Genomic DNA, 26,969 nt, shown 5'->3' with positions numbered 1-26,969 from the left:
CTGTCCGGGAAACCACACAAGGATCGAGGGGGGAACAGGGAAACGGGCCCGGAGACGGGTACCGCGCCCCTGGCAGACAATGCGCGTACTCGTCACTGGTGGGGCCGGGTTCATTGGTTCACACGCGGCGGAGGCCCTCCGCGGCGCCGGGCACACGGTGGTGACGCTCGACGCCCTGCTGCCACAGGCGCACGCGGGGCGCCCGCCGGGGGACGCGGGCGTCGACCTGGTGTGCGACGTCCGTGACGCAGACGCCGTGGAACGGGCACTGCGAGGGGTGGACGCCGTGTGCCACCAGGCGGCGATGGTAGGGCTGGGGTCGGACTTTCACGACGCGCCCGAGTACGTCGGTTGCAACGACCTGGGAACCGCGACGCTCCTGGCCGCGATGGCCCGCACGGGGGTGCGCGACATCGTGCTGGCCGGATCGATGGTGGTCTACGGCGAAGGGGCCTACACCTGCGCCGCGCACGGCCCGGTCAGGGCCGGGCCGCGGCGGGAGGCCGACCTGGCGGTCGGCCGTTTCGATCCCCGGTGCCCCCGCTGCGGCGCAGGGCTGGAACCCGGACTGGTCGAGGAGGACGCCCCGACCGACCCGCGCAACGTCTACGCCGCCACCAAGCTGGCGCAGGAACACCTCTGCGCGGCTTGGGCGCGGGCCGTCGGCGGACGCGCGGTCTCGTTGCGCTACCACAACGTGTACGGCCCCGGTATGCCGCGCGACACGCCCTACGCGGGCGTGGCGTCCTTCTTCCGCTCTGCCCTCGCCCGGGGGCTCGCCCCGCGCGTGTTCGAGGACGGTCGGCAGCGGCGCGACTTCGTGCACGTTCGCGACGTGGCCGACGCCAACGCGGCGGTGCTTGCGGCCCTCTCCGAACAGCCGCAGGGCACCCTGTCCGCGTTCAACGTCGGCAGCGGTACACCGCACACGGTGGGCGACATGGCACGGGCCCTGGCACAGGCGCACGGCGGTCCCCGCCCGACCGTCACCGGCGAGTACCGCCTGGGCGACGTCCGGCACATCACGGCCTCCTCCGCCCGCCTCACCGAGGTGTTCGGCTGGCGCCCGCGCGTCGGCTTCACCGAGGGCGTCGAGGAGTTCGCGCGAGCGGAGCCGCGTGCCCGGTCCGGGGGTCCCACGCGGTGACACGAGGCGTCCGCGTGTCGCAGGGTACTCCTCCCCCATCGGAGCCGCTCTGCTTCGTAGCGTGATCTTCGTGATCGATGAGCGACGTGGGAGCGGTGACTCCGCCGCAGACCCGAACCAGTCCGGTCCCCAGGGCCCGCCACGAGGGCAACGGCCGCCACCGGTGGAGGTGATCCTGCCGTGCCTGGACGAGGCGGCCGCCCTGCCATGGGTCCTCGGGCGCGTGCCGGCCGGATGGCGTCCGATCGTGGTCGACAACGGTTCCACGGACGGTTCCGCGCGTATCGCCGAGGAGGCGGGCGCCCTTGTCGTCACCGAACCCAGGCGGGGGTTCGGTGCCGCCTGCCACGCCGGGCTCACCGCCTCCGTCGCCGAGGTCGTCTGCTTCTGCGACTGCGACGCCTCCCTGGACCCGGCACTGCTCCCGTACGTGGTGGACGGGGTCCGCGAGGGCCGAACGGACCTCGCCGTGGGCCGCCGACGCCCCACCGGCCGCGGGGCCTGGCCCGCCCACGCCCGGTTGGGCAACGCCGTGGTCGCGGGCATGCTGCGCAGACGCACCGGAGTGCGCATCCGCGACATCGGACCGATGCGCGGTGCGCGCCGCGCGGATCTGCTCGCACTCGGCCTGACCGACCGGCGCTCCGGCTACCCCCTGGAGATGGTCGTGCGCGCGGCGGACGCGGGATGGCGGATCGAGGAGGTGGACGTCCCGTACCACCCGAGGACCGGTACCTCCAAGGTGACCGGTACGTGGCGGGGGTCGTGGACGGCGGTTCGGGACATGGCGGCGGTCCTGCGCGAGCCCGCCCCGCGGGCGCGGACGCGGCCCACCGGAGGCGGCCGGTGAACGCCGCCGCGCGAGATCCCGGGCCCCGCGGAGCCACGACGTTCCTGGTGATCGCCAAGGAACCCGTGCCCGGCCGGGTCAAGACCCGGCTGACGCCCGAGTACACCCCGGAGGAGGCTGCGTGCCTGGCGGAGGCCGCGCTGGCGGACACACTGCGCACGGTGCTGTCGCTTCCCGCGCGCCGGAGGGTGCTGGTGCTGGAGGGGCGGGCGGGGCCGTGGTTGCCGGAGGGCGGGTTCGACGTCGTCCGCCAGGCGGGCGGTGGTCTGGACGAGCGCCTGGCCGACGCGTTCGCCGGATGCTCGGGGCCCACCCTGCTGCTGGGCATGGACACGCCACAGGTCACGGGGGAGGACCTGGCCCCCGTGCTGGCCGCCGACGCCTGGTCGCGGGCGGACGCCTGGTTCGGCCCCTGTGAGGACGGGGGCTTCTGGGCACTCGGCCTCGCGGATCCCGACCCCGCCCTGCTGCTGGGCGTGCCGATGTCGACGGACCGGACCGGCCGGGTCCAGCGCCGACGCCTGACCGACGCCGGCCTGCGGGTCGGTGACCTGCCGCTCCTGGTGGACGTGGACACCGCGGCCGACGTCGAACGCGTCGCGGGCCGGGCCCCGCGAGGCCGCTTCGCGCGGGCCGTCAGGAGCCGGGCGGACGGAACGGTGCTGTGAGCGCCGCCGAGGCCGACGCCGCCCCGGAAGACGGCACGGCCTGGCTGTGCGACCCGTACACCGAGGCATTGGCCCGGGGGAGCGGACCGCTGTACCTGCGATGGCCCGACGGTTCCCTGCTGCCGCTGGAGGTAGGCCGCTGGTGCGGAGAGGTCGACGCGGTCGACGCCACCGTCCTGGACCGCTGCGAGGGCAGCACCCTGGACGTGGGATGCGGTCCCGGCCGTCTGGTCGCCGCGTTGGCCGAACGCCACCGGCCGAGCCTCGGCGTGGACCTGAACCCGCTGGCCGTGGAGCGCGCCAACGCCTCGGGCGCCCGGGCGCTGTGCCGGTCGGTGTTCGATCCGCTGCCCGGGGAGGGCGGCTGGCAGACCGCACTGCTGTTGGACGGCAACATCGGCATCGACGGGGCGCCCGAGAGGTTGCTCGCCCGTGTCCTGGACCTGGTCCGGCCCAGCGGCCTGCTGATCGTCGAGGCCGTTCCAGAGGACGTCTGCGAGCGCGTGACCGTGCGGATCACCGACGGAAGGGGTCTTCTCGGCACGCCCTTCCCGTGGGCCAGGGTCGGGCTTCCCGCTCTGCTGCGGCTGGCGGAGCGGGCGCGTTGGGCCCACGCCGACACTTGGCAGGTCCAGGAACGCCTGTTCGTGGCGCTGCGCGCCACCATCTGCGGCCCGAGGGGCTCGGAGCCCCCTCAGGCCGGGCGGTAGGCCTGCGGACCGCGCAGGTAGCGCACCGCTCCGACCGCCGCCGAGGCCGCGAACAGCAGCGCACAGAGCAGCAGCCACCGACCGGCGAACGGGTTTCCGGTCAGCCCGCTCTTGGACAGGTAGGAGTCCGAGGGGCCGAGGATCAGTGGGAAGTAGACCAGGAACAGCAGAGCGGAGACGACGGCGGGCACGCGTACGTGGTTGATGAGCCGGACCCGCCCGGAGCCGGTGTCCCCCGCGCCGCGCCCGTCCCGCGCCAGGCGTTTGGCGGCGGCCTGCCAACCGCGGTCGATCAGGGTGTAGCCGGGTACGAACACCAGGTCGTGGAGGAGGGCGGCCCCGACGAACCACACCGCGACACCGATGGCGTCGCCGGCGAGCAACCGCACCCCCGCGTATCCGACCAGGGCGAACGACCCGGCCATGACCAGGAGGTGGGCCGCAGAGGCCCCGTACCACCGCCGTAGGGCGCCCATCAGGCCTCCCCGAAGGTGAGCCGTCCGACCCACTTGGTGTTGTGCACTCCGGGTGCGGCCGGAACGATGACGCGGGCCGGATACCCGTGGTCGAGGGAGAGGTCGGCGCCGTTGACGCGCAGGGCCAGCAGCGAACGGGGGTCGGCGACCTGGTTGGCGCGCAGACCGGCGCTGGTGAAGCTCCCTGCGCGCTGCACCGACTCCACGAGCACCCATGTCGGTTCCGCCTCCCCGACCAGGGCGGCCAGGTCGGACAGGCGGACCCCGGACCACTCCTGGTCCCGCGTCGACCACCCCTCCACGCAGGCGATCGGCAGGGAGGCCCGGGACTGGGGGAGCGCGAGCAGTTCCTGCCTGGTGAGGATGGCCTCGCCGCTGCCGCCGCGGACGGTCAGCCGCCAGTCCTGCCCGGTCTCCGCCTCCCCGACCCCGGCGCGGGAGGCGGTGGTGTTGACGGGGAAGTCGTTGGCCCCCTCTCCCGACGGTCTGCCGCGCGGGGCCAGCAGGGCGGTCGCCCGGAACGGCCCCCCGAGGCTCTGTCCCGCCGTGACCGCGAACAGGGTCAGCGATCCCAGGCCGACCAGGCCCAGGACCCCGCCGCGTGAAATGGTCGCGGGTGCCGGGTCCGGCGTACTGAGCCCGGACCCGTCGGCCGACGCGCCGCCGGCGCGGCCCGCCCCGCCCGGTCGGCCGGGCGGGGCGGGCCGACCGCGCAGGGTCCGGACCATGACGGGCACCTTGGTGGCGAGGTGGACGGCCAGACCTGCGAGGAACACCCACGAACCGTAGAAGTGCAGGACGTAGAAGGAACCCGGGAAGACGTACTCGAGCTGGACGTTCAGCAACCCGGTTGCGAAGACGAACAGCGCTCCGCCCACGAGGAAGACCAGGGACAGGCGTTCCAGGGCGTGTGCCGCGGAGCGGACCGGCGGCCAGGTGAAGAAGAGGGGCAGGACCGACCAGAGCTTCGCCAGCAGGACCGGGACCAGTACGATCCCCAAGGTCACATGGAGGCCCTGGGTCAGCCTGTAGAGCCAGTGCGGGTCGGTCGGCCAGGGGAAGAGGTAGAGGCCGAGCAGCCCCTTGTCCGGCGTCTTGTCGTTGACCGGGGTCAGGTCGGGGTTGTACGCGGCGTACGACAGCAGCCCGGTGACGGTCACGACGGCGAGGCCGACGAGCAGGACGGCGCCCAGCACCGACGTGGTCCACGGCCCGCGGGCGGGGCTGCGCCAGAAGCCGGGGCGCGTCGGTCCGAGTGCGGGCCCGTCCCGCAGCAGCGCCCGCCACCGGGCCGACGTGTCGCCCGCGACCCCTCGTGCCCCCGTCCGGCCGACGTCTTCTTCCCTGCCCTCGCCCATGCGTGCTCTCCTCCACCGCCCGTGGCGCCAGCCCCGCGCACGCGATCATGCCGGGGTGGTCTTTCACCTGGTCATCTCACATGCTGCGCCAGCCCGCGCACGCGATCATGCTAGGCCGGGCGGGCCGCGACCCCGAGGATCGAAACGCCTCCCGAGCAGGCACTGTCACCGCTTCCCCGACACACCGGCGGGTGTCGTGGCCGTGCCTGGACGTCGAACCTAGGGTGGCGGCGTGACGCCGCGCGGTATCCACCACCACGTTCGTGAAGCGGTCGGTGACGGGCCCGCCGGACGTCGGCTCGACGCGCTCACCGCGCTCGGCGCCGTGCTCCTCGTGGTGCTGGCCGCGGTCGTCGGAACCTCCATCGAGCGGGCCGACGGCAGTCTGCACGTGGACTGGCCACCGCTGGCCGCCTCCTGGCTCCCGCACACCGGGCCCGGTACCGTTCCCGCCATCGTGCTGAGCGCCGTGGCGGTCGTCTGCGGGCCCTCCCTGGCGCGGTCCCTTTCCTGGCGCCCACTGGTGCTGACCACCTGGGCGGCGTCAGCGCTGTGGACTTTCTCGCTCGCGCTCGTCGACGGATGGCGGGGGTTCGCCGAACCGCTGGAGTCCCCCTACGAGTACCTGGCGTCGGTCGACCGCTTCGCGGACGCGGGCGCGGCCCTGCGCGGGTTCACCGGGCACATCCTGGTCGGTCAGCCCGACAACTGGCCCACACACGTCGCCGGGCACCCTCCCGGAGCGGTCCTGACGTTCGTCGCCCTGGACCGGATCGGTCTCGGCGGCGGTCCCTGGGCCGGTGCCTGGTGCGTCGTGGTCGGGAGTTCGGCCGCGGCCGCCGTCCTCGTCGCGCTTCGCGCGCTCGGAGCCGAACGCGCGGCCCGCGCCTCGGGCCCGTTCCTGGTGCTGTTCCCCGGCGCGGTCTGGGTCGGCGCGTCGGCGGACGGCTACTTCGCGGCGGTGGCGGCGTGGGGACTGGCTCTGCTCGCGGTGGCCGCGGCTCCGGGGGCCAGGGCGCCCCGCTCCACGGCGCTCGCCGCCGGCCTGCTGCTGGGATGGACGGTGTACCTGTCCTACGGGCTGCTCCTGATCGCGATCCCGGCGGTGGTTGTCCTGGTGTGTGCGCGCACCGCACGCCCGCTGCCCTACGCACTGGCGGGGGCCGCGGCCGTCGCCGCGGCGTTCACGCTGGCGGGATTCTGGTGGTGGGAGGGGTACCGACTGCTGGTGGAGCGCTACTACCAGGGTGTGGCGGCGGTCCGGCCCTACGGCTACTGGGTCTGGGCGAACGCGGCCTGTGCCGTGGTCGCGGCCGGGGTCGCCTCCGCCGCGGGGCTGCGACGGGCGCTCGCCCTGCTTCCGGCGGCGGTGCGCTCCCGGCCCCTGTCATCGGCGGGCCCCGGCGGCGGCCCCGTGGTCCTGCTCGTCGCGGCCGCGTTCTGCGCGATCGCCGTCGCCGACCTGTCGGGAATGAGCAAGGGCGAGACCGAGCGCATCTGGCTTCCCTTCGTCCTGTGGCTGGTCCCGGCGGCGGCGCTGCTGCCGTGTCGCGACCACCGCGTGTGGCTCGCCCTCCAGGCGGTGACCGCCCTGCTCGTCAACCACCTGCTGCGCACCGCGTGGTGAGCCCCGTCGGGCGGCGAACCGCTGCCCTCATCCGAGCGGGCGGAGCTGTCCGCGAACCTGGGGGCGCCTCGGACCGACCGCGCTGGTTGTCGTACCGGCCGGGTCGGCGGAACACGCCGACCCGGCCTCTCCGCTTACGGGCCAACGCCCCGGCACGTCTGCCGTCTGCGGTTCACTCCCAGCGCAGACCCTCCGGGCGCATGGTCCGCAGCAGCGCGGGCATCGCGAGCAGGGTGGTCAGGACCGCCACCCCTGCGCCCGCGCCGACGATGGTCAGGATGTCGGCTGGGGCGAAGGTCACCGGTAGCCCGGCCAACCGCTGGATCAGGGCCCCCAAAGCGGTCCCGGCCACCGCTGCCAGGGCGATGCCGAGGAGCACGGGGAGCACGGTCTGCCACAGCACCGAGGCCACCAGGGTGCGTCGCCGGGCGCCGAAGGCGGTCAGTACCGCGTGCACCCTCCTGCGTTCGCGGATCTGCTCGACCGTGCCCACGACCAGACCGGCGGCGATCACCGTCAGGCAGGCGAGCGCTCCGGCCATGAGCGCGTCACGCATCCTGACCATGGCGGGGACGGTCGCGCTGGCGGTCGGGACCTGTACTCGGGCCGTCGGGTCCAGGGCCGCGACGGCGGCCTTGAGCTCCTCCTCCATTCCGGCGGCGGACGGGTCGACCCGGATCCAGAGCGAGCCCGGTACCGCGATCCCCTCGGGCAGTGCGGCCGCCTCCTCAGTGGCCAGGATCGCGTTCTGCGCCGTGTACCCCATCGAGTACCAGGGGTGCTCGGCCAGCGGCCCGTCGAACTCGGTGAACTCGGGCACCGTCCACGGGGCCGCGTCCACCTCGTCGCCGCCTCCGACCATGAGCGTCCCACCGGGTTCCAGCCCCGGTACTCCGCTGAAGGCGTCCCCGGGGGAGCACTCGGGCAGGTCGGCCATCTCCCGCAGGTAAGGGCAGTCGGCGACGAGGACGCGGACCTGGGAGCCGTCGTCGGTGACGCCGCCCACGCTGCTGTAGGCCAGGACCTCCTCCACCCCCCGCACCTGAGCCACGGCACCGGCCGGGTCGCTCCCTACCGGGACCGACCGCAGTTCGGTCTGGAGCTGGAACCCGGACACACCGAACTCCTGAGCCGCGTACACCTCCTCGACGGTCTCCGCGAGCTCCACCGTGGAATCGTCCCAGGCGTTCGCGAACAGGCTCTGCAACGCGATGGCGCCCGCGACGGTGACCACGATCCCGTTGACCGCTCGGGTGGGCCCGCCGCCCGCCGCGCCCAGGCGGCGCAGGGCCAGCTGGAGGGAGAGGGGGCCGCCCGAGGCGCGGCCGAAGAGCCGGTCGACCAACCAGGGCAGCACGGCCGTCGTGCCGAACAGGGCGGCCAGGAGCCCGACCGACACCATCGGGACCCACTGGCCTCCGGAGGGGCTGAGACGCGTGCTCGCAACGATGAGGGAGATGCCCAGCACGAACAGGAGCAGTCGCCACCACAGCCTGGGGCGGGGCCGCTCGGCGCGGCGTACGGTGCCCAACGGGTCGACCACCACACTGCGCAGGGAGCCGAGCACCACCCACAGGGCCAACAGCGGTACCGCGACGAACACCAGGGGGCCGAGCACCGGGTGCGGTGTCACGTCGGCGGTGTACAACCCGGACGAGATCGGCACCGACTCCACGATCGGGCGTCCGGCGAGAAAGAACCCCACTCCGAGCGCCAGGCCGAGCGCGACCCCGGGGAGGGTCTCCCCGGCCGCGATGCGCCGGGTGGCCCCGCGGTCGGCGCCCATCAGCCGCAGCGCCGACAGGCGCCGGTCGCGCTGCTCGCCGCCGAAGCGCACCGCCGCGCCGAGGAACACCACCACGGGGGTGAGCATGACGACGACGCCCACCGCGCCGAGCAGCAGGATGACGGGTTCGTCCCCGCTGGGACTCGGCTCCCCGCCGTAGCTGGTGATCCGGTTCCCGGCGCTGTCCAGGGTCAGGTCCTCGTCGCCGAGGTAGAAGGCCAGCTCGTGCGGCCCCATGAGGCCCTCGGGCCCGATCTCCCCGATCACGGTGTGGTCGAACCTGCGCTGGAGTACCTCGTTCTCCGGGTCCTCGAGGAGTTCGGCCAGGGCGGGGGAGAGCACGATCTCCCCGGGGCCGGGGATTTCGGCCACCCCCGGCGGGAGAGGAGGGCCGGACCCTTCCGCACGGACGACCCGGCCGAAGATCTTCCTGCCCTCGTAGTCGGTGTCGGCGATGCTGAACAGCAGGGTGTCCTCGCCCGCGGGGGGCGGCGGGTACTCCGCCACCTGGTAGTCGAAGCGGTCCGCGTGCCGCTCGTCCAGGTGGGCCATGACGGTCGGCAGGGCGGCGGCCAGAAGCAGGGCGGCGGTGGCCACGCCCACTCCGAGCGCCGTCAGCGCGGTCCGCAGTACGACCTCCCTGCCGCCGCGCAGGGAGAGCTGCGCGCCCAGCCAGAGGTCCTTGGGGAAGGACCGGCGGACCTGCTCCTGTCGGACCTCGGGGGCGCGTTCGCGCAGACTCATCCGAGACCTCCGAGGTCCCGGGTGCGGCCGTCCCGGACCACGACCTCGCGGTCGGCGTAGGCGGCGACCCGGGGCTCGTGCGTCACCAGGACCACGGCCGCCCCGCTGTCCCGGGCGGCTTCGGTGAGCATCCGGATCACCCGCTCCCCGTTGAGGGAGTCGAGGGCACCGGTGGGTTCGTCCGCGAACACCACCCGGGGGCGGGTGATCAGGGCTCGGGCCACCGCTACCCGCTGGCCCTGGCCGCCCGAGCATTCACCGGGGGTCTTCCCGGCGACCTCGGCCACGTCCAGCCGTTCCAGCCAGTCGAGGGCGGTGCGTTCGGCCCGGCGCCGGGGCTCCCCGCCCAGCCGCAGGGGCAGAGCGACGTTCTCGACGCAGGAGAGTTCGGGGACGAGCTGGCCGAACTGGAAGAGGAAGCCGAAGTCGGTTCGGCGCAGGTCGCTGAGCCGGGAGTCGGAGGCCTCGGCGAGGTTGGTGTCGTCGTAGTCGACACGGCCGCCGTCGGGCCGCACGATCCCGGCCAGGCAGTGCAGCAGCGTGGACTTGCCGGAGCCGGAGGGACCCATGACGGCCACGATCTCCCCCGGGTACAGGGTGAGGGAGGCGTCCACCAGGGCGGTCGTGGGACCGAAGGAGCGGCTCAGTCCGGATGCGGTGAGCAGGGGTTCCGTGGCGTGCTCCGGGGCGGGGGAGTTCTGGGGGGCGGTGTGTGTCATCGGCCGCGTACCTCCCCGGCCAGGTCGTCGATCCGTGCGGCGGTCAGTTCCAGCCAGCGCAGGTCGGCTTCGAGGTGGAAGAGCGCGTGGTCGCAGATGAGTTGTTCGGCGAGGTCGCCGTCGGCCTTGCGGCGGGTGAGCACGCGCATCTGCTTGAGGTGCTCCGCCCGCTGGACGTCCAGGACCTGGTCGGCCGGGCGGCCGGTGAGCAGGGCGAGCACGACCTTGGTGTACAGGGTGCTCTGCAGGTAGGGCTCGGGGCTCTCGGGGGCGGCGAGCCACCGTTCGACGTCGGTGACCCCGGCCTCGGTGACGGTGTAGCGCTTGCGTTCGGGGCCCGCGCCGGGCTCGACCGCCTCCACCTCCACCAGGCCGTTCTTGAGCAGCCGGGAGAGGGTGGCGTACACCTGGCCGTAGGCGAGCGGCCGCTTGGTCGCGAACTGTTCGTCGTAGGCCTGTTTGAGGTCGTATCCGTGCTGGGGGCGGGTTTCCAGCAGCCCCAGGAAGGTTGGTCCGAGTGACATGCCAACGACTATACATGCGGTGTATACGCTTAGTGTATAGCTGCGGCGAACCGGGGCCCCGACCCGTGCCGGTCCGGACGGACTCCAGTGGTCGGGACCCTCGTTGCGGGTGGTCGCTCCGGTGGTTCAGACCGCCGGGGCGGGGGTGCCGCCGCGCACGGCGGCGAACAGGAAGACCAGGGCGGCGCCCACCGCCGTCGCCAGCATCACCGCGGTCATGCTCGCCATCGTGGTGGAACCGGTCAGCCCGGCGGTGGCGGCCAGCGCCGAGCCCGCGCCGAACTGGAGGGTCCCCAGGAGCGCCGAGCTGGTTCCGGCGATCTCCGAGGGCTGCCCGGACAGCGCCATCGCGGTCGCGTTGGGCGAGATGAGGCCGGTGAAGACCATCATCACGAACAGCGCCGCGGTGACCGTCACCAGGTCGGCCCCGCCGGTCAGGGACAGCAGCGCCATGGCGAGCACGGCGGCGACCGCGCCCACCAGCCCCAGGCCCAGGCGTCGGCGCAGTTCCATCCGCCGGATCAGCACCACGTTGACCTGGTTGCCGAGGATCATGCCGAGCGTGGTCACCCCGAAGACCAGGCTGAACTGCTGGGCGCTCGCCCCGAACTGGGACTGCGACACGAACGAGAACGCCGAGATGTAGGTGAAGCTCATCCCGAAGCTCAGCGCCAGGACCGCCGTCGGGGCGATGAACCCCGGGTCGCGCAGCAGCCGGGCGAAGGTGCGGGCGAGGACGCGCGGGTCCTGTCGGCGCCGCTGTTCCCGCGGCAGGCTCTCCGGCAGGGCGAACAGGACGAGGGCGAACGTCACCGCGCCGATCAGCCCCAGCGCTCCGAAGATCAGCTGCCAAGGCCCGAGCAGGAGCAGTTGCCCGCCCAGGAGCGGGCCGAGCATCGGCGCCAGCCCGGTCAGCAGCACGAGCCGGGAGAAGAAGGTGGCGGCGGTCTCGCCGTGGAAGACGTCCCGGACCACCGCCCGGGAGACCACGAGCCCGGTCGCGGCGGACAGCCCCTGGAGGAAGCGGAGCGCCATGAACGCCTCGGCCGAGGAGGCGAAGACGATCGCGAAGGTGCTCGCGGTGAACACGGCGGTGCCCACGAGCAGGGGCGCGCGGCGGCCCCAGCGGTCGCTCAGCGGCCCGGCGACCAGTTGGCCCAGGGCCAGGCCCGCCATCACGGCGGTCAGGGTCAGTTTGACCCGGGACTCGCTGGCGCCGAGGTCGGCGGCGATCTCGGGGAGCGCGGGCAGGTAGAGGTCGGTGGCCAGCGGCCCGATGGCGGACAGCACACCGAGGACGAGGACGAGCAGGGTGACGGGACGGCGGGGCGTCGGGGTGACGGGGCGGCGCGGTGCCGGGGGCGCCGTCTCCGGGAGGCTGCTGCGGCGCTTGTCCGGGCGCACGAGGGTAAGGCTCACGAGCTCTCCAAAGCAGGGCTGTGGAAGGTCGGGGTCGACCTGGGGTGATCTGCGGCGCCGTGAGCCACCTTCGGGTGGGGCACCTGCGGGACGGGTCCCACGCGGGGACACTCCGCGTGCAACGGGTGGCCATGGGGTGGCAATCCCCGCTTGACCCGGGATCCCCGGTGATCCGAACCACAGGCTGGAATCCCCTGTCAGTGGGGGATCCGGGGGCCGTGAGGCCGATCACCGCGCACCGGTCGCCGCGCGCTGTTCACCCGCGGACCGGGCTCTCCCCCGAACGGGGGGGTGTCAGGTCGGCCGTTCCGCCGCCACCCTGCTCCGTCGTCTCGCTGTTTCGTCGCCCTGCTGCCCTGCTGCCCCGAGTTCCGGGGGCGGGCCGGGTCAGCCGTCCTGGCGCTGCGCGCGCAGGCGGGACTCCTCCTCGGCGCGGCGCAGGCGGGCGTCCTCCTCGGCGCGCGCGGCGCGGCGCAGGCGGTGCCAGGAGGTGGCCCAGCGGAGGCGTTCGTCCTCGTCCGTGCCGACGCACGCGGTCACGAAGGCCATCAGGAAGACGTAGCCGGGGAGTTCGGTGCCCTCCAGGGCGCGCTGGAACTTGGTGGCGCTGACCACGCCGCCGCACTTGTACTCCAGTTCCAGGTACGACCAGTCGCCCGCCCACGCGAGATAGCGGCGCATGGTCAGCAGGAACTCCGCGGGGGTGTTCGCCTCCGCGGGGTCGGGGCGCTGCTCCGGCTCCGGGTGTGTGGTCTCGGCGGGGGTGTTCATGGCTTCGGAGGGGACGAGGTCCAGCCAACCGGTCCGGGGGAGTGAGCGGTTGGGACCGGTCGGTTCGAGGACGCCCGGAACACTCACTGGGTCTCCTTATCGGCGGTCGTCACGACGGCCAAGGTTGCGAAAGGGTGCTCCAGCTCCCGTGCGGGGGGCGTGGGCAGAGGCTTCTCAGAACACCGACCATCGGCTGCGGGCGTTGTGGCGGGAACACCGACCGATCGGTTACAGGGAAATCTACCGGATGAAGACGGTGTGCGAAAGCGCCTGGTGTCCGGGTTTGCGGGAGGCGTGCGTCTCTTTCCGACACGGTCGCTTCGCCACGGGGTGTCCCGTTGGGGACTTTTCTGGGAAACCTGATCAAAGGTGATCTCGGGCGCCAGGAGAAACGTCTGTAATGACAGGAACATTCTTTTCCCTGTTCACTGCTGTATGGTCGAAAAACGATCTTTCGCCCACGGGAAATGTCCTGTCTTAAATTATGGGTTGAGGTTGTCCGTAACTACGGAGACCACCACAGGGCCGTGGCGTCGTCCCGCACCTTCGCCCGCGGATGCCTTCGTCTGTCGGGATCCGCGGCCTCCAGCTCTCGGACCCGCTCCAGCAGGGCTCCGGGCCCCCGGCGGCGCACCAGGGCGAACGCGCCCTCCCAGGACAGGTCCCCGAACACCTCCACCGCCCTGGTCGCGCCGTCGGTCATCGCCAGGAACGGCCCCCTGGGCGCCGTCCCGACCAGGGCCTCCTCGGCCGCCCGGGGGTCGGCGCCCGCGGTCCAGAACCCGCCCGGGACGTTGCGCCAGGCGCGGACGGCGGTCCCCGGGCCCACCCCGGGCCGCAGGTCGTCCAGCCTCGTGTCCGCGATCGTCCGGAGGTCCCCGCCCCCCTCGGCCAGCAGTACCGAGTCCGACAGCACCAGGTACTCCAGCCGGTCCCCGCTGAGCCGGACCGCCACGACCGTGGCCGAGGGCGTCTCCTGGTTCCCCAGGTCGCAGGTCCCGCCGTGCGCCGCCGACGCCGACCTGATCGCCTCCGCCAGCGCCTCGCGCAGGTCCGCCCCCGCGTCCGCCCCGGCCAGCAGCAGGGCGCCCAGCCGGCGCGTGTACCAGGCGACCCCGTGCGAACAGCCGTTGTCGACGTCGGCGGGGGCGCTGGCCCCGTCGAGCAGAACCGCGGCCGTGGCGGTCACCGCGGCGAAGTCCTCGTTCGGGTGGTCGGGGCGTCCGGGTTCGGTGGCGAGCAGGAAGGGCACGGACCCCTCCTACCCGTGAGGGGCCACGGCACACGGGTGGCTCCCGGCACACCGAAGGCCCCGCACGCCCGGGATCCGGGTCGCGCGGGGCCTGTCGGTAGCCGGGTCAGCGCACCACCACGGTGGCGTACAGGTCCAGGTGGCCCTGCTGCCACAGCCAGTCCATGGCGGCCAGGCTCACCCGGGCGCAGCCCTTGGACGCGGGCTGGGCCGGAACGCTGGGGTAGCCGTGCACGGCGATCCCGCCGTTGAAGTACTTGGGCCGGTACAGCGCCCCGTACGGCCCGGGGTCCCAGGAGTCGACGTCGCGGAAGACCGTGTACTCGCCGGTGGGCGTGGTCGCGATCCGCTCGGAGCCGTCGGAGCCCTCGTAGGGCCGGCCGGAACCGGTGGAGGTGTGGATGACGCTCTCCACCGATCCGTCGGCGACGACCAGCAGCAGCTGCCGTTCGAGGTCGATCTCCACCACCGAACCGGACTCCGTGCTGGCGGACGGGACCGCGCCCTCGGCGAGCGCGGCCCTGGTGTCGGGTCCGACCAGGCCGTCCCTGGCGATTCCGGCGGCCTTCTGGAGCGCCAGCACGGCGTGCTCGGTGTGCATCCCGAACTGGCCGTCGACGCCGTCGATCCAGTAGCCGAGCTCGTCCAGCCGCCCCTGGAGCGCGCTCACCTGGGCGCCGGAGTCGCCCTTGCGCAGGTTCGCGGTCACAGCCGGGGCGCTCGGGGCGGCGGCCGGAGAGGAGACCGCGGGAGCGGAGGCGGAAGAGGGGGAGGCGTGGGCCGGTGCGGCCGTCAGCGCCGGTCCCGCCGCCAGGGCGCAGGCCGCGCCGAAGGCGAGGGTGCTCGTTCGGAGGGGGTTCCTTGCGAAGGGTGATCGGGGGGAAACCATACGTCCCATTTACCCACAGGCCCGGCGCTGTCCCGGATTCGGGGCGGCCGGGTGCGGACCGGTCGTCCGGCGGCCCGGTCAGCGGTGGTACGCACGCTCGTGCAGGGAGCAGGCCACCTGGGCCAGGGCACGGCAGCGGGCGAACTCCACCGGGGTGAACGGGACGTCGGCGCGGTGGACGGTCAGGGTGCCGCCGCCGGGGGCGGGCAGGGTCATCGCTGTGCCGGACAGCTCCCGTGCGGGGTCCTGCCGGTCGGGCGCCCGGGTGTACCGGACGTCCTGGGCGGCGGCGAGCGCGAGCAGGCAGCGTTCGAGCGTGGTCGTTCCGGTGACCAGGGCGTCCACCATGGTGAGGGTACGGCTGGTGGTGTCACTGAGTTCGTGGACGTCGGCGGTGCGGACCACGGCGTCACGACCGCCCGCGTCCCTTACGGACCGGTGGAGCTCGGACTCGCCCACGCATGCGGGCGCGCTCACGAAGAACTCGTCGACGGCGTCGGTGCCGTCGGGGTGGACCTGCATCAGTCGGATGTCGACCCCCAGGGCCGCGAACCGCCCGGTCAGGGCGGCCAGTCCGCCGGGCACGTCGGCGACGGTGACCCGCACGCCCCAGAGCCGGTCCTCGGCCGGGGCCGCGGACCGGGTCCGTCCGGTCGCCGGGCCGGTCGTCCCGGCCGGGGGCGCGGCCCGGTCGTGGGAGCGGCGGTGCCGGTGCCAGCGGTGCAGTGCGGAGCACGCGAGGAGGAGGACCCCCAGGCCGATCAGGGTTCGCACCCCGCTGTCGCTGTGTCCCAGGGAGACCACCAGGAGGTGGGCCGCCCCCGCGGCGAACAGCAGGGTCCCCAGCTCCAGCACCTCGCGGCCGAAGAATCCGTGACGGTCGTCGGTTCGATGACTGCCGTTCGAAGCGTCCATGCCGCCGACGGTGTCAGACCGAGGTTGCGTCCGTTCGTCGTTCTGTGTCGTCGCGGTAACGCGGAGGGTGACCCCGCTCACGGCGCCTCCCGGGCCCGGACGCGGGAGGCGCCGTGAGCGGGGCTTCCCGGGCCTGCGTCCGCGCCCGCGGTCGTCCGGCTCCGTGCCCGGGTCAGGAGCGCCCGGGGCGTTCGATGACGTCGGTGACGTCGATGTCGATCCGCCCGGCCCGCAGTCCCAGGCGGTTCTGGACGAAGGCGCCCATGGCCCGCCGTGCCGCGGCGGTGGCCTCGGGGATGACGGTGCCGCTCAGCACCCGGGCGGTGGCGGTGACGGCCAGGCCGTCAGTGGTCTGTTCGATGCGGCAGCGGCCGACGATCAGCCCTTCGGCAGGGTCCACGCAGGCGCGCAGCATCGCGGAGACCGCGGAGTGGCGGACGCGGGTGTCACCGGGGCCGCCGCCGGGCAGCCGGAGGGTCTGCCTGGAGCGCCCCTCGGCGCGCACGGTGCGCATCACGTCGTCGAGGAGCCCGGGCGGCGCGGTGATCTCGTCCTCGCGGCCCAGAGCCGACAGCAGGGGCCGGAACTCCTCCGCGGCGGCCCGGCAGTGCGGGCAGGTCCGCTCGTGTCCGGTGGTGGCGCCCGTCCGGAGGTGGTCCAGGAGCGTGTCGGCGGAGGTGCCGCAGGGGAGCTGGTCGTGGTCGTCGGACGGGTCTACCGCCATGGTTCGAGCGCCTCCACGAGATGGGTACGCGCGCGGTGGATGCGGCCGCGTACGGCGGTCGGGGTCGTGTCGACGATCTCCGCTATCTCCTCATAGCCCAATCCTTCCAGTTCCCGGAGAACCCAGCAGATCCGCTGCGGGGGCGGCAGCCCGGCCAGGGCCTCGTGCAGCGCCTCGTGCAGGCCGGTGGCCAGGGCCCGGTCGTCGGGCCCCGCACTCCGTTCCCTGAGCCCGGAGCCCTCCGCCCCGGCGGGGTCCTCGGGGCGGCGGGCGCGCAGGGCGTTCAGCGCGAGGCGGCTGACGATGCGGTGGAGCCAGGCCGGGAAGGTGTGCGGGTCCCGGAGGCCGGGCAGTCTGCGCCAGGCCGTGATGAGGGCCTCCTGGGCGGTGTCCCTGGCCTCGGCGGCGTTGCCGAGGGTGCGGAGGGCGATGCGGTAGACAACGTCCTGGTGGCGACGGACGAGGCTCTCGAACGCCTGGTCGTCGCCGTCCTGCGCTCGTTCCACGAGCACGCTCTCCGGTAGTGCGGTGTCCGTGTGCATCTGCGGGATTCAGCTTTCCCGAAGCCGGGGTAACTACCTGTCGTGAGTAGTTAACTACATTACGTAGCAGACTCACGAACGGTAAACGTGTTCCAGGTCACATGGATTCCTGCGTGAGCCGACCCCCCTCCCGCGTGTCCTCCACACGACGGACCGAATCCGGGTCCGCGCAGACCAGTCCGCACGGAGTACAGGAGCAACCCATGGCAGCCAGGAACACCGAGAGCGCGCACACCGACATCCACCAGGCCCCGTCCGCCCGCGGCGATGCGCCCTCCAACCGCACCGACCTCGCCCGAACCGACCGGAGCCCCGCCCGGTCCGAGGACAGCGGCCGCACCGACATCGCCGACCACGTCGTCGCCAAGATCTCCGGAATGGCCGCCCGCGAGGTCCGCGGCGTCCACCGGATGGGCGGGGGAGCGGGACGCGCCCTCGACGCCGTCCGCGAGCGCATCCCCGGCTCCACCTCCACCAACGCCGCCGCCCGCGGCGTCTCCGTGGAGGTCGGACGGACCCAGACCGCCGTCAACATCAACCTGGTCGTCGAGTACGGCGTCTCCATCCCCGACCTCGCCGCGGTGGTCCGCCGCAACGTCACCGCCGGCGTGGAGCGGATGACCGGTCTGGAGGTCACCGAGGTCAACGTGACCGTCGACGACATCCACCTCCCGGACGACGAGTCCCAGGAGGCACCGGCCGAGCCCCGCGTCCGCTGACGCGCCCCTCCCCCACAGCAGTTAGGAGTACGAACGATGTGGTCGATCACCGGCCTGGCCTACGGGTCCCTCCTCGGCCTGGTGGCCTACTTCGGCGGGTTCGGCGCCTTCCTCCTCGTCCTGGTCCTCGGCGCAGCCGGGTTCCTGGCGGGCCGCGCCTACGCCGGGGAGACGGACCTGGCCACCCTCTTCGCCCGTCAGGACGGGGGCGCGCGATGGTGAGCACGGCAGCCCCCAGTCCGATGGCGCCCGGCCCGGCAACGCCGGGGCCGACCGTCTCCGGTCCCGAGGCGCGCGCCGCCCACCGCGTCGCGGTCCGCACCTTCCGCCCCCGGCGGTCGACCACCGCCGTCCTGGTCAGCACCGTCACCGTGCTGGTCGCCGGGGTGGCCGCCGCCGGGGTGATCGCCGCGCTGGTCGGGGCCCCGCTGCGCGGCCTCCCGCTGGAACGGGTATCCGAACCTTCCATCGGCGCCCGCTGGGGCGGACCCGAGATGGTCATCGCCTCCGCGGCGACCGCGGTCGTCGGCCTGTACCTGCTGTTCACCGCGCTCATCCCGGGCAGGGGCAGCCACATGGTGCTGCGCACCGACGACCGGGACCTGGTCGTCGGCCTGTCCCGGCGAGGGCTGCGCCGGATGGCCGAAAGCGCCGCCCACGAGGTGGACGGCGTCACCGGGGTCCGCGCCCGGGCGCGGACCCGCACCGTCAGGATCACGGCCCGCGCCTCCGAGCCCGCCGACGCCGGGCTGCGGGCGCGAGTGGAGGACAGGGTCCGGGAACGCCTCCTCGAACTCGGTCCCGCCCGCCCGGTGCGGGTGCGCGTGCGGGTCCGCCAGGTGAAGGGGGGCCTCCGGTGAGGCGCTACCCGCACCGTGCCGCCCGCCGGACGGCCCGGGGCAACCGGCAGGGGCTGGCCCTGGTCGGCGTACTGCTGCTGGCAGTCGGCTCGGCCGTGCCCCTGCTGGTGCACGGCCCCTCCCACCTCCTCGCTGCGGGGAGCACGGGGCAGGCGTCCGGGACCGCGGGGGAACGGATCGCCCCGCTGCTGGCCGCGCCCTGGGCCCCGTACGCCGCCGCGGCGCTGTCCGTGGGGGCGGTGCTGCTGGCCCTGCGCTGGCTGCTCGTGCAGGGGCGCTCCGCCCGGGTGCCCGCGCTCCGCCTCGACGAGGGGCGCCGGGGCCGCACCGACGTCCTCGCCCGCGCCGCCTGCAAAGCCCTGACCAGTGAGGTCGCCACATACCCGGGGGTGCACAGGGGGCGGGCCCAACTGACCGAGTCCCCGCGCGAGCCCTGTCTGCTGGTGGACCTCGTCCTCACCGAGGACGCCGACCCCGTCGCCGTGTGGCAGCGCTGCCGGGACGACGCGCTCGCCCGGCTGCGCTTCTCCCTGGACCTGGACCGGCTGCCGACGGTGCTGCGCATCTCGGTCTCCGGGCAGCCGTCCGGTCGCAGACTCGCCTGAACCCGCGGCACACCCGCGCGGGTTCGGGTCGAGCGACGGGGGCGGTGCGGGCCCCGGGCCGTCGGGGAGGGCCCGGAAGGCCCCCGCCCCCGTCCGTACACACCCCCGGCCCCGCCACTGCCCCTCACCCGGGCAGTCTCGCGACCGGGCGGCCCCTCGCGACCGGGCGGTGCGCTCCGCGGCCGCCGTACACAGGTGCCGCTCCGGCCGGTCGAGCGGTCGGAACTGGGTAGGCAGGGGGATGGGACACGGCGCCCTGTCCGTCGCGCGGTGCCCGGCCGAGGGATCCGACCCCAGGAGGCGGTATGAGCCGGTTCTTCATGAACGAACGCGAGACCCTGGTCGAACAGGCGCTGGAGGGGCTCGTCGAAGCCCACGGCGGCCTGGTCGACGTGCACACCGACCCCTTGTTCGTCACCCGGCGGGTGCCCGCCGCGGGCAAGACCGCCCTGCTGTCCGGCGGCGGCTCGGGGCACGAACCGCTGCACACCGGTTTCGTCGGGCCCGGCATGCTCGACGCCGCGGTGCCCGGAGACGTGTTCGCCAGCCCCACCGCCCTCCAGGTGCGCGCGGCGATCCGGGCCGCCGACACCGGAGAGGGCACGGTCATGATCGTCAAGAACTACACCGGCGACGTCCTCAACTTCTCCATCGCCGCCGAACTCCTCGCCGAGACGCACCGGGTCGAACAGGTGCTGGTGGACGACGACCTCGCCACCCAGAGCCAGGACGAGGGCGGTCCCGGACGCCGGGGGACCGCCGCTGTGGTCGCGGTGGAGAAGGTGTGCGGGGCGGCCGCGGAGGCCGGGGCACCCGTCGCCGAGGTGCGGGCGCTCGGCCAGGACGTGGTGGCGCGGTCGGCGACGCTCAGCGTGGCCTTCGAGGCCTGCACCAACCCGATGACGGGGAGGCGCTCCTTCGAGCTGGAGCCCGGCCGGATGGAGTTCGGCGTGGGCATCCACGGTGAACGCGGTATCGAGACCCGCCCGGTCACGGAGGCCGCGGACCTGGTGGAGAGCCTGGTCGGCCCGCTGGTGGAGTCGGTGGGGGCCAAACGCGGGGACTCCGTGCTCGCGATCGTCAACGGGCTCGGCGCCACCCACGGTCTGGAGCTCGGGGTGGCGGCCCGAGAGACCCGCCGGGTCCTCGACGGGCTGGGGGTGAGCGTCGCCCGGACACTGGTCGGCCCGTACGTCACCTCGCTGGACATGAAGGGGCTGTCGATCACGCTCACCGTGTTGACCGACGACCTCGTGAAGTTCTGGGACGCACCGGTGCGGACCCCCGCACTGGTCTGGTGAGCGAAGGAGTGCAGATGTCGGCAAGCAACGGGACGGAACTCACCGGAGCGCAGGCCAGGGCCTGGCTGCTGGCCTTCGCCGACCGGGTGGTCGCGGACGCGGACGAGCTCACCGAACTCGACAGACAGGCCGGTGACGGCGACTTCGGCTGGAACATCAGCTCGGCGCTCAAACGTGCCCGCACGGGCCTGGAGGGGAACGGCGCGCAGGATCCGGCGGAGGTCTTCCAGGCCGTTTCGGACGCCTTCCTGGCCTCCGGCGGGACGAGCGGCCCGCTGTTCGGACTGTGGTTCGGGCGGCTGGGTGCCGGGCCGTCGGCGCCGTGGAGCGTGGCCGACCTGGGGAAGGCCTTCGAAACGGCCACCGGGGCGGTGCGCAGGCTCGGCAGGGCCGAGGTGGGGCACAAGACCATGGTGGACGCGATGGCCCCGGCCACCGAGGCGCTCACCTCGGCCGAGACGCGCTCCTGGCGGGAGGCCGTGCGCGGGGCGGCCCGCGCCGCACGGGCCGGGGCCGACTCGACCAGCGGCATGATCGCCCACCGCGGCCGTGCCAGCTACCTGGGGGAGCGGGTACAGGAGGTACTCGACCCCGGAGCGGTCTCGGTGGCGTGGTTCTTCGAGGCGGCGGAGGGGGTCTGAGGGACCGGCCGGACGGCTCCGGCCCGCCGCGGTGAGCGGGAGGGGCCGTCCCGCCGCCCGCGGTCCGGTGGACGGCTCGGCAACCGCCATCGGTAGTCTCCTCCCTGCCGGGCCGAAGGCTGGGACGAACGAGGGAGCCGACCGTGGACACTGCCGTGAACACCGCGAACGACCACAGGGTCATCGTGATCACCGGGGCGGGCGCCGGGATCGGGCGGGTGACCGCGCGGCGACTGCTCGGGGACGGCCACTCGGTGGTCCTGGCCGGGCGCCGCCGGGAGAGCCTGGTGGAGACCGCGGACGGGAGCCCCGGGGCCACGGTGGCGGAGGCGGACGTGACCTCCGCCGAGTCGGTCCGGGCCCTGTTCGGGCTGGTCCGCGAACGCTTCGGCCGGGTGGACGTGCTCTTCAACAACGCCGGGGTGTTCGGGCCCGCGGCCTCGGTGGACGAGGTCGGGGACCAGGACTGGCGCGAGGTCCTGGACACCAACGTCACCGGTTCGCTGAACTGCGCCCGTGAGGCCGCGCGGATGATGAAGGAGCAGGACCCCCGGGGCGGCCGGATCATCAACAACGGCTCCGTCTCCGCGCACGCGCCCCGGCCGTCGAGCGTGGCGTACACGGTGAGCAAGCACGCCGTCAGCGGGCTCACCGCCTCCATGAACCTGGACCTGCGCGGGTACGGGATCGCCTGCACCCAGATCGACGTGGGCAACGCCGCCACCGCGATGACCGCCGGGTTCGGGGCCAACGCCCGGCAGGCCGACGGCTCGGTGCGCCCGGAACCCACCATCGACGCCGTCCACGTCGCCGACACCATCGCGCACATCGTCTCCCTGCCCACGGACGTGAACGTCCCGACCGTCACCGTGATGGCCCGGGAGATGCCCTTCGCCGGGCGCGGCTGAGCGGTCCCGGGCGGGTCGATCCTGCCGGGGCGCGTCAGCCGGGCCGAGTTGTCCACAGGTCGACATACCGGCCTGGCCCCGGAGTCCTCCGGCGGCCTACCGTCGATACGGGGGAGTCCGCGTCCCGCCCGCCTCGTGCTGCCCGCACCCAACCCGACCCCGCCCGCCCGCGCCCTGTGCTAACGTCGCTTCCTCGCGGCGACCCGGACCTGGCCCCGTGGCCCAGGGACGTGCCGGACCCGTGTCCCCCCGAAGCCCTCCCGGGCCCCTCGCGGCGGAGACCGGACCCTTCTGCACGTTCTCCACCTGCCAGGGAGCCACGCCCGTGCGTGTCCACTGCGCGGTGTACGCCCGCGGGCTGCGCCGCTACTCGACCTACCGTGCGGCCGCCGTCGCCGGAATCCTCACCAACTCGGTCTTCGGCGTCATCAACGCCATGGTGCTGCTCGCCCTGTTCGCGGCCCGCCCGGAGATCAACGGCTACGACGCCGCCGACGCCGTCACCCAGGTGTACGTCGCCCAGGCCCTCATCGCACCCCTCGCCATCATGGGACCGGCCCTCGAACTCAGCGAACGCATCCGCACCGGCGCCGTCGGCACCGACCTGCTCCGCCCCGTCTCCCTGCTCGGCTGGTGGCTGGCGCAGGACCTGGGCCGCGCCACCTTCGACCTCCTCTTCCGCAGCGTGCCCACCTTCGCGGTCGGCGCGCTCCTGTTCACGCTCGCCCTGCCCGGCGACGCCCTGCGCTGGGCGCTCACCCTGCTGTCGTTCGCGCTGGCCACGGTGGTGGGTTTCGCGCTGCGCTACCTGTACTCGGTGGTGGGCTTCTGGCTGATGGACACCCGGGGCGTGTGGGCGGTCATGGGCCCGGCCGGGCCGGTCGCGGCCGGGATGCTGCTCCCGCTCACCCTCTTCCCCGCCCCCGCCGCCGAGGTCCTGCGACTGCTGCCGTGGGCGTCGATGGTGCAGATCCCCGCGGAGGTCCTCCTCGGCAAGGACACCCTGCCGGGCGGGAGCGTGTACGGCGGGCTGCTGTTGCAGGCGGGGTGGGCGGCCGTGCTGCTCGCCCTCGCCGCCCGGCTCACAACCCTGGCCATGCGCAAGGTGGTGGTCCAGGGTGGCTGACCCCCTCCCCGCGAACGCCCCGGGGGCGCCCTGCCCCCCGCGTCGGCCCCGTCCCGTCCCGCGCGACGGCCTCCTCCGCCAGGTGCGCCCGGCCCTGCGCGCCTACGTCCTGCTCGCCTGGACCTGGTGCCGCGCGGTCGTCCAGTACCCGATGGCGCTGTCCCTGTTCACCTTCGGTGTGGCGCTCAGCTCGCTGGCGGAGATGGGTGCCGTCGCGGTGGTGTTCGGCCACGCCGGGACCCTGGCCGGGTTCTCGGTGCATGAGGGCCTGCTCGTCTACGCGCTGGCCGCCACGGCCTTCGGTACCGCCGACTTCCTGATGGGGTCGGTGGAGCGGCTGGGCGAGCACATCCGCTCGGGCGGCTTCGACACGATGCTGGTCCGCCCCGTCCCGCCGCTCGTCCAGCTGGCCACCGACCAGTTCTCCCCGCGCCGGCTCGGCAAGGCCGTCCCCGCGCTGGCCGTGCTGGTGTTCGCGCTGGCCGTGTGCGATGTCGACTGGACCGCGGGGCGGGTGCTGATGCTCCCCGTCCTGGTGGTGTCCGGGGTCGTCATCTGCTGTTCGGTGTGGCTGCTCGGCGGCTGCCTCCAGTTCTTCGTGCTCGACGCCCGCCAGGCCGCGAACTCGCTCACCTACGGCGGGCAGGCGCTCACCGAGTACCCCGTCGCCATCTACGGCCGGAGCCTGGTCCGGGCGGTGACCTTCGTGGTCCCGCTGGCCTTCGTGAGCTGGCAGCCCGCGCTCTACCTCCTGGACCGGCCCGACCCCACCGGCCTCCCCGGGGCCCTGCGTTTCCTCGGCCCCCTCGTCGCCGTCGTCCTCGCCCTGGCGGCCGCCCTGGTCTGGCGGCTCGGCCTGCGCCACTACCGATCCACCGGGAGCTGACCGATGCCCACCCACGAGAGCACAGCGGACCAGACCGCCACCCGCGAGAGCACAGCGGGCGAGGCCGCCGCAGACGGGGACAGCGGACCGATCATCGAGGCGGTCGGGCTCGGCCGCGACTTCGTCCGCTCCGAGGGCCGGTTCCTCCGCCGGACCAGGCACACGGTCAGCGCCGTCCGGGACGTGACCTTCACCGTCCGGCCCGGGGAGATCGTCGGCTACCTGGGCCCCAACGGCGCCGGGAAGTCCAGCACCATGAAGATGCTCACCGGCATCCTCACCCCGACCTCGGGCAGCGTGCGGGTCGCCGGGATGGAACCGTCCCGGCAGCGCACCCGCCTGGCCCGGGAGATCGGCGTCGTGTTCGGTCAGCGCACCACCCTGTGGTGGGACCTGCCGCTGCGCGACAGCCTCACCCTCACCCGGCACCTGTACCGGGTACCCGCCGCCGTGCACGCCGAGCGTCTGGCCGAACTCACCGAACTCCTGGAACTCGGGCCGTTCCTGGGCACCCCGGTACGCCAGCTCAGCCTGGGCCAGCGGATGCGCGGGGACCTCACCGCCGCACTGCTGCACGCCCCGCGCCTGCTGGTGCTGGACGAGCCGACCATCGGGCTGGACGTGGTCAGCAAGTCGACCATCCGCGAGTTCCTGCTGAGGGTCAACCGGGAGCGGGGCACCACCATCCTCATCACCACGCACGACCTCGGCGACGTGGAACGGCTGTGCGACCGGGTGATGGTGATCGACCACGGCCGTCTGGCCTTCGACGGGGGCCTGCCCGAGCTGCGCGCCACCGTCCCGACCCCGCGGGTGCTGGTGGTCGACCTGGTGGCCCCGGCGCCCGCCATCGAGGTGGCGGGCGCCACCGCGGTACGGGTGGACGGCCCGCGCCAGTGGCTGGAGCTGGCGGACAACCCGGCCCGGGTGATCGCGGCGGTCACCCGGGAACACGGGGTGGCCGACCTGACCCTGCGCGAACCCGACATCGAGGGGGTGGTGTCCGCCCTGTACCGAGGGGGTCGGGCGCCGTGACCCCGTCCCGGGCCGGGCGGGACGGGGGAGCGCGCACCCCGGGGGGTGGTGGTATCACCACCATGGAAAAGGCCGCCCCCGCGCGCGAACCTGGGTCGTATGGACAGAACCCTCCCGAACCCGGTGCGTTGGGCCACGATCCTGTGGTCGGTGGCGATCGCGGCCGGGATCACCGAGACCTCCCTCGCCGTCGCCCCCGGCCTGGCCGACGGCGGCGCCGTGCCGTGGCTCGCCCTGGTCACGCGCGGGCTGCTCTACACCTTCTCCGCGCTCCTGGCCGCCTGGTTCTCCCGGGGACACGGGTGGGCGCGGATCACCCTGGTGGTGCTCATGACCGGGGTGGGGCTCGTGAGTGTGCTGGTCTCCATGGGGCTCGGGGTTTTGTCCGGGTTCGGGGTGTTCGTCGGACTGGGCTACGAGGGCCACGGGGCCGTCCTCCTCGTCCGGGTCGCGCACACGCTCGTCTACGCCGGGGCCGTGGTGGTGGCGACGGTGTCGGCCTTCCTGCCCGGAGCCAACCGGTACTTCCGCGGGGTCCGGGGCGCGGTGGCCGCCCGGGACCTCCGGCACAGCGGAGCTCCCCTCTCCCGCGCCGCTCTCGCGTAACGTGCACCGGCCGGGCCCGCGCCGTCCGGGTGTGCCGCGCGCCGGCCGGATCCGTACCGCCTTCGTGCCGCCCCTGACCAGGGGCGCCACCGGAGCCCCGGCCCCCGTTGTCCCGAGCGGGAAGATGCCGGGAGGATGGTCGATATGACCGCTTCGTCCTACGGGGTGTGGCTCGGAATCACCTTCGGTGTTCTGTCCTGCGCCGCCTACACGGCCGCAGCCGTGACCCAGCGCAGGCTCGCCGTCCGTATCACCGGGCCACTGACCGGACGCGGTCAACTGGGGCCGCTGCTCCGGCACCCGCTCTGGTGGGTGTCCCTGGTGTTCAACGCGGGCCGCGCCGGCTTCCAGGTGGCCGCGGTGAGCTTCGCGCCGCTGACCGTGGTGCAGCCCCTCGGCGTCCTGGTACTGATCTTCGGCGTTCCCTGGTCGGCCAGGCTCGCGCACCGTCGGGTGACCCGGGCGGAGTGGCGCGGCACCGCCTACACGGCGGTGGCGCTCGGGGTCCTGCTCGCGGTCACGGTCACCGGAGGCCGTGGCGGGGTGCTGTCCGCCGAGGAATCGGTGCTCGTGGGGGCCGGGACCGTCGCCCTGCTCGCCGCCGTCGCCTGGGGAGCGGGCCGGGTCCCGTCACCGGCCTGGCGCAGCTACCTGCTGGCGGCGTCCGCCGGGGTGGCCTTCGGGGTCTCCTCGGCGGCGGTCAAGACCGCCGTGTGGGCCTTCGGGGACGGGGTGCCGGCCGGGATGGCGCATCCCTCGACGCTGGCCGCCCCGGTGATCGCGGTCCTCGGGCTCTTCCTCGCCCAAGCCGCCTACCAGGGGGTCGACCTGGGGGCTCCGCTGGGCGTCACGACGCTGGCCAACCCGGTCGCGGCGGCGATCGTGGGGGTTGCGTTCATGGGCGAGTCCTATGCGGGCGGCTGGCTGGGCGGCGTGGTCGCCCTGGTGTGCGCGTTCGCCGCGGCGCACGGGATCCGCCTGCTGACCGTCCCCTCCGAGGACGCCGTGCGGCCCGCCCCGCGCGCGCCGGGGTCCGGCCCCCGCGACTGACCGTGCCCGGCGGTGGCCCGTGGGGCATCCACAGCCTGTGGGCGGCGAACCCGGTCCGGCGGCAAACGTTTCACCCCGCACCGCCGGGAACGCCGATCCGAGCGGGGCTGC

At 73.8% G+C, this 26,969-nt stretch carries 29 protein-coding genes; 17 read left to right on the top strand and 12 right to left on the bottom strand.

The features are described 5' to 3' along the window. Window positions 1-79 precede the first annotated feature (79 nt). From AC0VYD_RS25720 to AC0VYD_RS25705, 4 genes are all read left to right on the top strand, one after another. Window positions 80-1,147, top strand: a complete 1,068-nt coding sequence (locus AC0VYD_RS25720) for an NAD-dependent epimerase/dehydratase family protein (RefSeq protein ID WP_475477887.1) — start codon at window positions 80-82, stop codon at window positions 1,145-1,147. A gap of 70 nt (window positions 1,148-1,217) precedes the next feature. Next, the gene (locus AC0VYD_RS25715) at window positions 1,218-1,997 is read left to right on the top strand and encodes a glycosyltransferase family 2 protein (protein WP_475477886.1); all 780 of its coding nucleotides are present in this window, start codon (window positions 1,218-1,220) and stop codon (window positions 1,995-1,997) included. Further along, the gene (locus tag AC0VYD_RS25710) at window positions 1,994-2,665 is read left to right on the top strand and encodes a TIGR04282 family arsenosugar biosynthesis glycosyltransferase (protein WP_475477885.1); all 672 of its coding nucleotides are present in this window, start codon (window positions 1,994-1,996) and stop codon (window positions 2,663-2,665) included. Before AC0VYD_RS25715 ends, AC0VYD_RS25710 begins: the two co-directional genes overlap by 4 nt. Then, on the top strand, window positions 2,662-3,375 hold the full coding sequence (locus tag AC0VYD_RS25705) for a methyltransferase domain-containing protein (protein WP_475477884.1): 714 nt from the start codon (window positions 2,662-2,664) through the stop codon (window positions 3,373-3,375). The genes AC0VYD_RS25710 and AC0VYD_RS25705 overlap by 4 nt, the downstream gene beginning before the upstream one ends. Here the strand turns inward: AC0VYD_RS25705 and AC0VYD_RS25700 are convergent. Then, window positions 3,360-3,851, bottom strand: coding sequence for a hypothetical protein (locus AC0VYD_RS25700; RefSeq protein ID WP_475477883.1), 492 nt, complete (start codon window positions 3,849-3,851; stop codon window positions 3,360-3,362). The two genes, AC0VYD_RS25705 and AC0VYD_RS25700, sit on opposite strands and share 16 nt — an antisense overlap. Then, window positions 3,851-5,209, bottom strand: a complete 1,359-nt coding sequence (locus AC0VYD_RS25695; protein WP_475477882.1) for a molybdopterin-dependent oxidoreductase — start codon at window positions 5,207-5,209, stop codon at window positions 3,851-3,853. Before AC0VYD_RS25695 ends, AC0VYD_RS25700 begins: the two co-directional genes overlap by 1 nt. Before the next feature lie 232 nt (window positions 5,210-5,441). Here AC0VYD_RS25695 and AC0VYD_RS25690 point away from each other — a divergent pair, with 232 nt between their 5' ends. Beyond that, the gene (locus AC0VYD_RS25690) at window positions 5,442-6,836 is read left to right on the top strand and encodes a hypothetical protein (RefSeq protein ID WP_475477881.1); all 1,395 of its coding nucleotides are present in this window, start codon (window positions 5,442-5,444) and stop codon (window positions 6,834-6,836) included. A gap of 172 nt (window positions 6,837-7,008) precedes the next feature. Here the strand turns inward: AC0VYD_RS25690 and AC0VYD_RS25685 are convergent, their stop codons facing one another. From AC0VYD_RS25685 to AC0VYD_RS25640, 10 genes are all read right to left on the bottom strand, one after another. Continuing rightward, window positions 7,009-9,366: an FtsX-like permease family protein gene (locus tag AC0VYD_RS25685; protein ID WP_475477880.1), complete on the bottom strand. Its 2,358-nt coding sequence runs from the start codon at window positions 9,364-9,366 to the stop codon at window positions 7,009-7,011. Beyond that, a complete protein-coding gene (locus tag AC0VYD_RS25680) occupies window positions 9,363-10,085 on the bottom strand; it encodes an ABC transporter ATP-binding protein (protein ID WP_475477879.1) in 723 nt (240 codons plus the stop codon). Before AC0VYD_RS25680 ends, AC0VYD_RS25685 begins: the two co-directional genes overlap by 4 nt. After that, window positions 10,082-10,609, bottom strand: coding sequence for a PadR family transcriptional regulator (locus AC0VYD_RS25675; RefSeq protein WP_475477878.1), 528 nt, complete (start codon window positions 10,607-10,609; stop codon window positions 10,082-10,084). The genes AC0VYD_RS25680 and AC0VYD_RS25675 overlap by 4 nt, the downstream gene beginning before the upstream one ends. 126 nt (window positions 10,610-10,735) lie before the next feature. Further along, the gene (locus AC0VYD_RS25670; protein WP_475477877.1) at window positions 10,736-12,028 is read right to left on the bottom strand and encodes a multidrug effflux MFS transporter; all 1,293 of its coding nucleotides are present in this window, start codon (window positions 12,026-12,028) and stop codon (window positions 10,736-10,738) included. A 387-nt stretch (window positions 12,029-12,415) separates the two neighbouring features. Next, window positions 12,416-12,886, bottom strand: coding sequence for a hypothetical protein (locus AC0VYD_RS25665; RefSeq protein ID WP_475477876.1), 471 nt, complete (start codon window positions 12,884-12,886; stop codon window positions 12,416-12,418). A gap of 418 nt (window positions 12,887-13,304) precedes the next feature. Further along, a complete protein-coding gene (locus AC0VYD_RS25660; RefSeq protein WP_475477875.1) occupies window positions 13,305-14,051 on the bottom strand; it encodes a protein phosphatase 2C domain-containing protein in 747 nt (248 codons plus the stop codon). Between the two features lie 106 nt (window positions 14,052-14,157). Further along, complete coding sequence (locus AC0VYD_RS25655; protein ID WP_475477874.1) at window positions 14,158-14,940, bottom strand: L,D-transpeptidase family protein; 783 nt, start codon at window positions 14,938-14,940, stop codon at window positions 14,158-14,160. 78 nt (window positions 14,941-15,018) lie between these two features. Then, window positions 15,019-15,855: an ACT domain-containing protein gene (locus AC0VYD_RS25650; protein ID WP_475477873.1), complete on the bottom strand. Its 837-nt coding sequence runs from the start codon at window positions 15,853-15,855 to the stop codon at window positions 15,019-15,021. Between the two features lie 172 nt (window positions 15,856-16,027). Further along, the gene (locus AC0VYD_RS25645; RefSeq protein ID WP_475477872.1) at window positions 16,028-16,579 is read right to left on the bottom strand and encodes a hypothetical protein; all 552 of its coding nucleotides are present in this window, start codon (window positions 16,577-16,579) and stop codon (window positions 16,028-16,030) included. Further along, window positions 16,570-17,121, bottom strand: coding sequence for an RNA polymerase sigma factor (locus AC0VYD_RS25640; RefSeq protein WP_475477871.1), 552 nt, complete (start codon window positions 17,119-17,121; stop codon window positions 16,570-16,572). The genes AC0VYD_RS25645 and AC0VYD_RS25640 overlap by 10 nt, the downstream gene beginning before the upstream one ends. 203 nt (window positions 17,122-17,324) lie before the next feature. Between AC0VYD_RS25640 and AC0VYD_RS25635 the strand changes: the two genes are divergently transcribed. The 12 genes from AC0VYD_RS25635 (at window position 17,325) to AC0VYD_RS25580 (ending at window position 26,858) form a co-directional block, all read left to right on the top strand. Further along, the gene (locus AC0VYD_RS25635; RefSeq protein WP_475477870.1) at window positions 17,325-17,840 is read left to right on the top strand and encodes an Asp23/Gls24 family envelope stress response protein; all 516 of its coding nucleotides are present in this window, start codon (window positions 17,325-17,327) and stop codon (window positions 17,838-17,840) included. Window positions 17,841-17,876: 36 nt separating this feature from the next. After that, window positions 17,877-18,062 carry a hypothetical protein gene (locus AC0VYD_RS25630; protein ID WP_191267862.1) on the top strand — a complete coding sequence of 62 codons (186 nt, stop codon included), beginning with the start codon at window positions 17,877-17,879 and terminating at the stop codon, window positions 18,060-18,062. Continuing rightward, on the top strand, window positions 18,056-18,700 hold the full coding sequence (locus AC0VYD_RS25625) for a DUF6286 domain-containing protein (RefSeq protein WP_475477869.1): 645 nt from the start codon (window positions 18,056-18,058) through the stop codon (window positions 18,698-18,700). Before AC0VYD_RS25630 ends, AC0VYD_RS25625 begins: the two co-directional genes overlap by 7 nt. Beyond that, window positions 18,697-19,305 (top strand): hypothetical protein, encoded by a 609-nt coding sequence (locus tag AC0VYD_RS25620; protein ID WP_475477868.1) that lies wholly within the window; start codon window positions 18,697-18,699, stop codon window positions 19,303-19,305. Before AC0VYD_RS25625 ends, AC0VYD_RS25620 begins: the two co-directional genes overlap by 4 nt. A gap of 305 nt (window positions 19,306-19,610) precedes the next feature. Then, entirely contained in the window at window positions 19,611-20,606 is a 996-nt protein-coding gene (locus AC0VYD_RS25615) for a dihydroxyacetone kinase subunit DhaK (protein ID WP_475477867.1), read from the top strand. A 14-nt stretch (window positions 20,607-20,620) separates the two neighbouring features. Further along, window positions 20,621-21,247 carry a dihydroxyacetone kinase subunit DhaL gene (gene dhaL, locus AC0VYD_RS25610; protein ID WP_475477866.1) on the top strand — a complete coding sequence of 209 codons (627 nt, stop codon included), beginning with the start codon at window positions 20,621-20,623 and terminating at the stop codon, window positions 21,245-21,247. Window positions 21,248-21,390: 143 nt separating this feature from the next. Continuing rightward, on the top strand, window positions 21,391-22,155 hold the full coding sequence (locus tag AC0VYD_RS25605; RefSeq protein ID WP_475477865.1) for an SDR family oxidoreductase: 765 nt from the start codon (window positions 21,391-21,393) through the stop codon (window positions 22,153-22,155). Window positions 22,156-22,480: 325 nt separating this feature from the next. Beyond that, a complete protein-coding gene (locus AC0VYD_RS25600; protein WP_475477864.1) occupies window positions 22,481-23,281 on the top strand; it encodes an ABC transporter permease in 801 nt (266 codons plus the stop codon). Further along, window positions 23,274-24,167: an ABC transporter permease gene (locus AC0VYD_RS25595; protein WP_475477863.1), complete on the top strand. Its 894-nt coding sequence runs from the start codon at window positions 23,274-23,276 to the stop codon at window positions 24,165-24,167. The genes AC0VYD_RS25600 and AC0VYD_RS25595 overlap by 8 nt, the downstream gene beginning before the upstream one ends. A gap of 3 nt (window positions 24,168-24,170) precedes the next feature. Continuing rightward, on the top strand, window positions 24,171-25,202 hold the full coding sequence (locus AC0VYD_RS25590; protein ID WP_475477862.1) for an ABC transporter ATP-binding protein: 1,032 nt from the start codon (window positions 24,171-24,173) through the stop codon (window positions 25,200-25,202). A 99-nt stretch (window positions 25,203-25,301) separates the two neighbouring features. After that, window positions 25,302-25,808 carry a hypothetical protein gene (locus AC0VYD_RS25585; RefSeq protein WP_475477861.1) on the top strand — a complete coding sequence of 169 codons (507 nt, stop codon included), beginning with the start codon at window positions 25,302-25,304 and terminating at the stop codon, window positions 25,806-25,808. A gap of 144 nt (window positions 25,809-25,952) precedes the next feature. Beyond that, a complete protein-coding gene (locus tag AC0VYD_RS25580) occupies window positions 25,953-26,858 on the top strand; it encodes a DMT family transporter (RefSeq protein ID WP_475477860.1) in 906 nt (301 codons plus the stop codon). Window positions 26,859-26,969: the final 111 nt, after the last annotated feature.

This window comes from Nocardiopsis sp. iso_40 (assembly GCF_056173285.1).
The sequence above is the reverse complement of the archived record's forward strand: the minus strand, read 5'-3'. Positions and strand labels throughout refer to the sequence as shown.

What these genes read in the sequence shown, in the direction of transcription:
- AC0VYD_RS25720 (WP_475477887.1), top strand. Translation starts at nt 80, where the DNA reads ATGCGCGTACTCGTCACTGGTGGGGCCGGGTTCATTGGTTCACACGCG.
- AC0VYD_RS25700 (WP_475477883.1), bottom strand. Translation starts at nt 3,851, where the DNA reads ATGGGCGCCCTACGGCGGTGGTACGGGGCCTCTGCGGCCCACCTCCTG.
- AC0VYD_RS25695 (WP_475477882.1), bottom strand. Translation starts at nt 5,209, where the DNA reads ATGGGCGAGGGCAGGGAAGAAGACGTCGGCCGGACGGGGGCACGAGGG.
- AC0VYD_RS25685 (WP_475477880.1), bottom strand. Translation starts at nt 9,366, where the DNA reads ATGAGTCTGCGCGAACGCGCCCCCGAGGTCCGACAGGAGCAGGTCCGC.
- AC0VYD_RS25680 (WP_475477879.1), bottom strand. Translation starts at nt 10,085, where the DNA reads ATGACACACACCGCCCCCCAGAACTCCCCCGCCCCGGAGCACGCCACG.
- AC0VYD_RS25675 (WP_475477878.1), bottom strand. Translation starts at nt 10,609, where the DNA reads ATGTCACTCGGACCAACCTTCCTGGGGCTGCTGGAAACCCGCCCCCAG.
- AC0VYD_RS25655 (WP_475477874.1), bottom strand. Translation starts at nt 14,940, where the DNA reads ATGGTTTCCCCCCGATCACCCTTCGCAAGGAACCCCCTCCGAACGAGC.
- AC0VYD_RS25650 (WP_475477873.1), bottom strand. Translation starts at nt 15,855, where the DNA reads ATGGACGCTTCGAACGGCAGTCATCGAACCGACGACCGTCACGGATTC.
- AC0VYD_RS25645 (WP_475477872.1), bottom strand. Translation starts at nt 16,579, where the DNA reads ATGGCGGTAGACCCGTCCGACGACCACGACCAGCTCCCCTGCGGCACC.
- AC0VYD_RS25640 (WP_475477871.1), bottom strand. Translation starts at nt 17,121, where the DNA reads ATGCACACGGACACCGCACTACCGGAGAGCGTGCTCGTGGAACGAGCG.
- AC0VYD_RS25635 (WP_475477870.1), top strand. Translation starts at nt 17,325, where the DNA reads ATGGCAGCCAGGAACACCGAGAGCGCGCACACCGACATCCACCAGGCC.
- AC0VYD_RS25630 (WP_191267862.1), top strand. Translation starts at nt 17,877, where the DNA reads ATGTGGTCGATCACCGGCCTGGCCTACGGGTCCCTCCTCGGCCTGGTG.
- AC0VYD_RS25625 (WP_475477869.1), top strand. Translation starts at nt 18,056, where the DNA reads ATGGTGAGCACGGCAGCCCCCAGTCCGATGGCGCCCGGCCCGGCAACG.
- AC0VYD_RS25615 (WP_475477867.1), top strand. Translation starts at nt 19,611, where the DNA reads ATGAGCCGGTTCTTCATGAACGAACGCGAGACCCTGGTCGAACAGGCG.
- dhaL (WP_475477866.1), top strand. Translation starts at nt 20,621, where the DNA reads ATGTCGGCAAGCAACGGGACGGAACTCACCGGAGCGCAGGCCAGGGCC.
- AC0VYD_RS25590 (WP_475477862.1), top strand. Translation starts at nt 24,171, where the DNA reads ATGCCCACCCACGAGAGCACAGCGGACCAGACCGCCACCCGCGAGAGC.
- AC0VYD_RS25585 (WP_475477861.1), top strand. Translation starts at nt 25,302, where the DNA reads ATGGACAGAACCCTCCCGAACCCGGTGCGTTGGGCCACGATCCTGTGG.
- AC0VYD_RS25580 (WP_475477860.1), top strand. Translation starts at nt 25,953, where the DNA reads ATGACCGCTTCGTCCTACGGGGTGTGGCTCGGAATCACCTTCGGTGTT.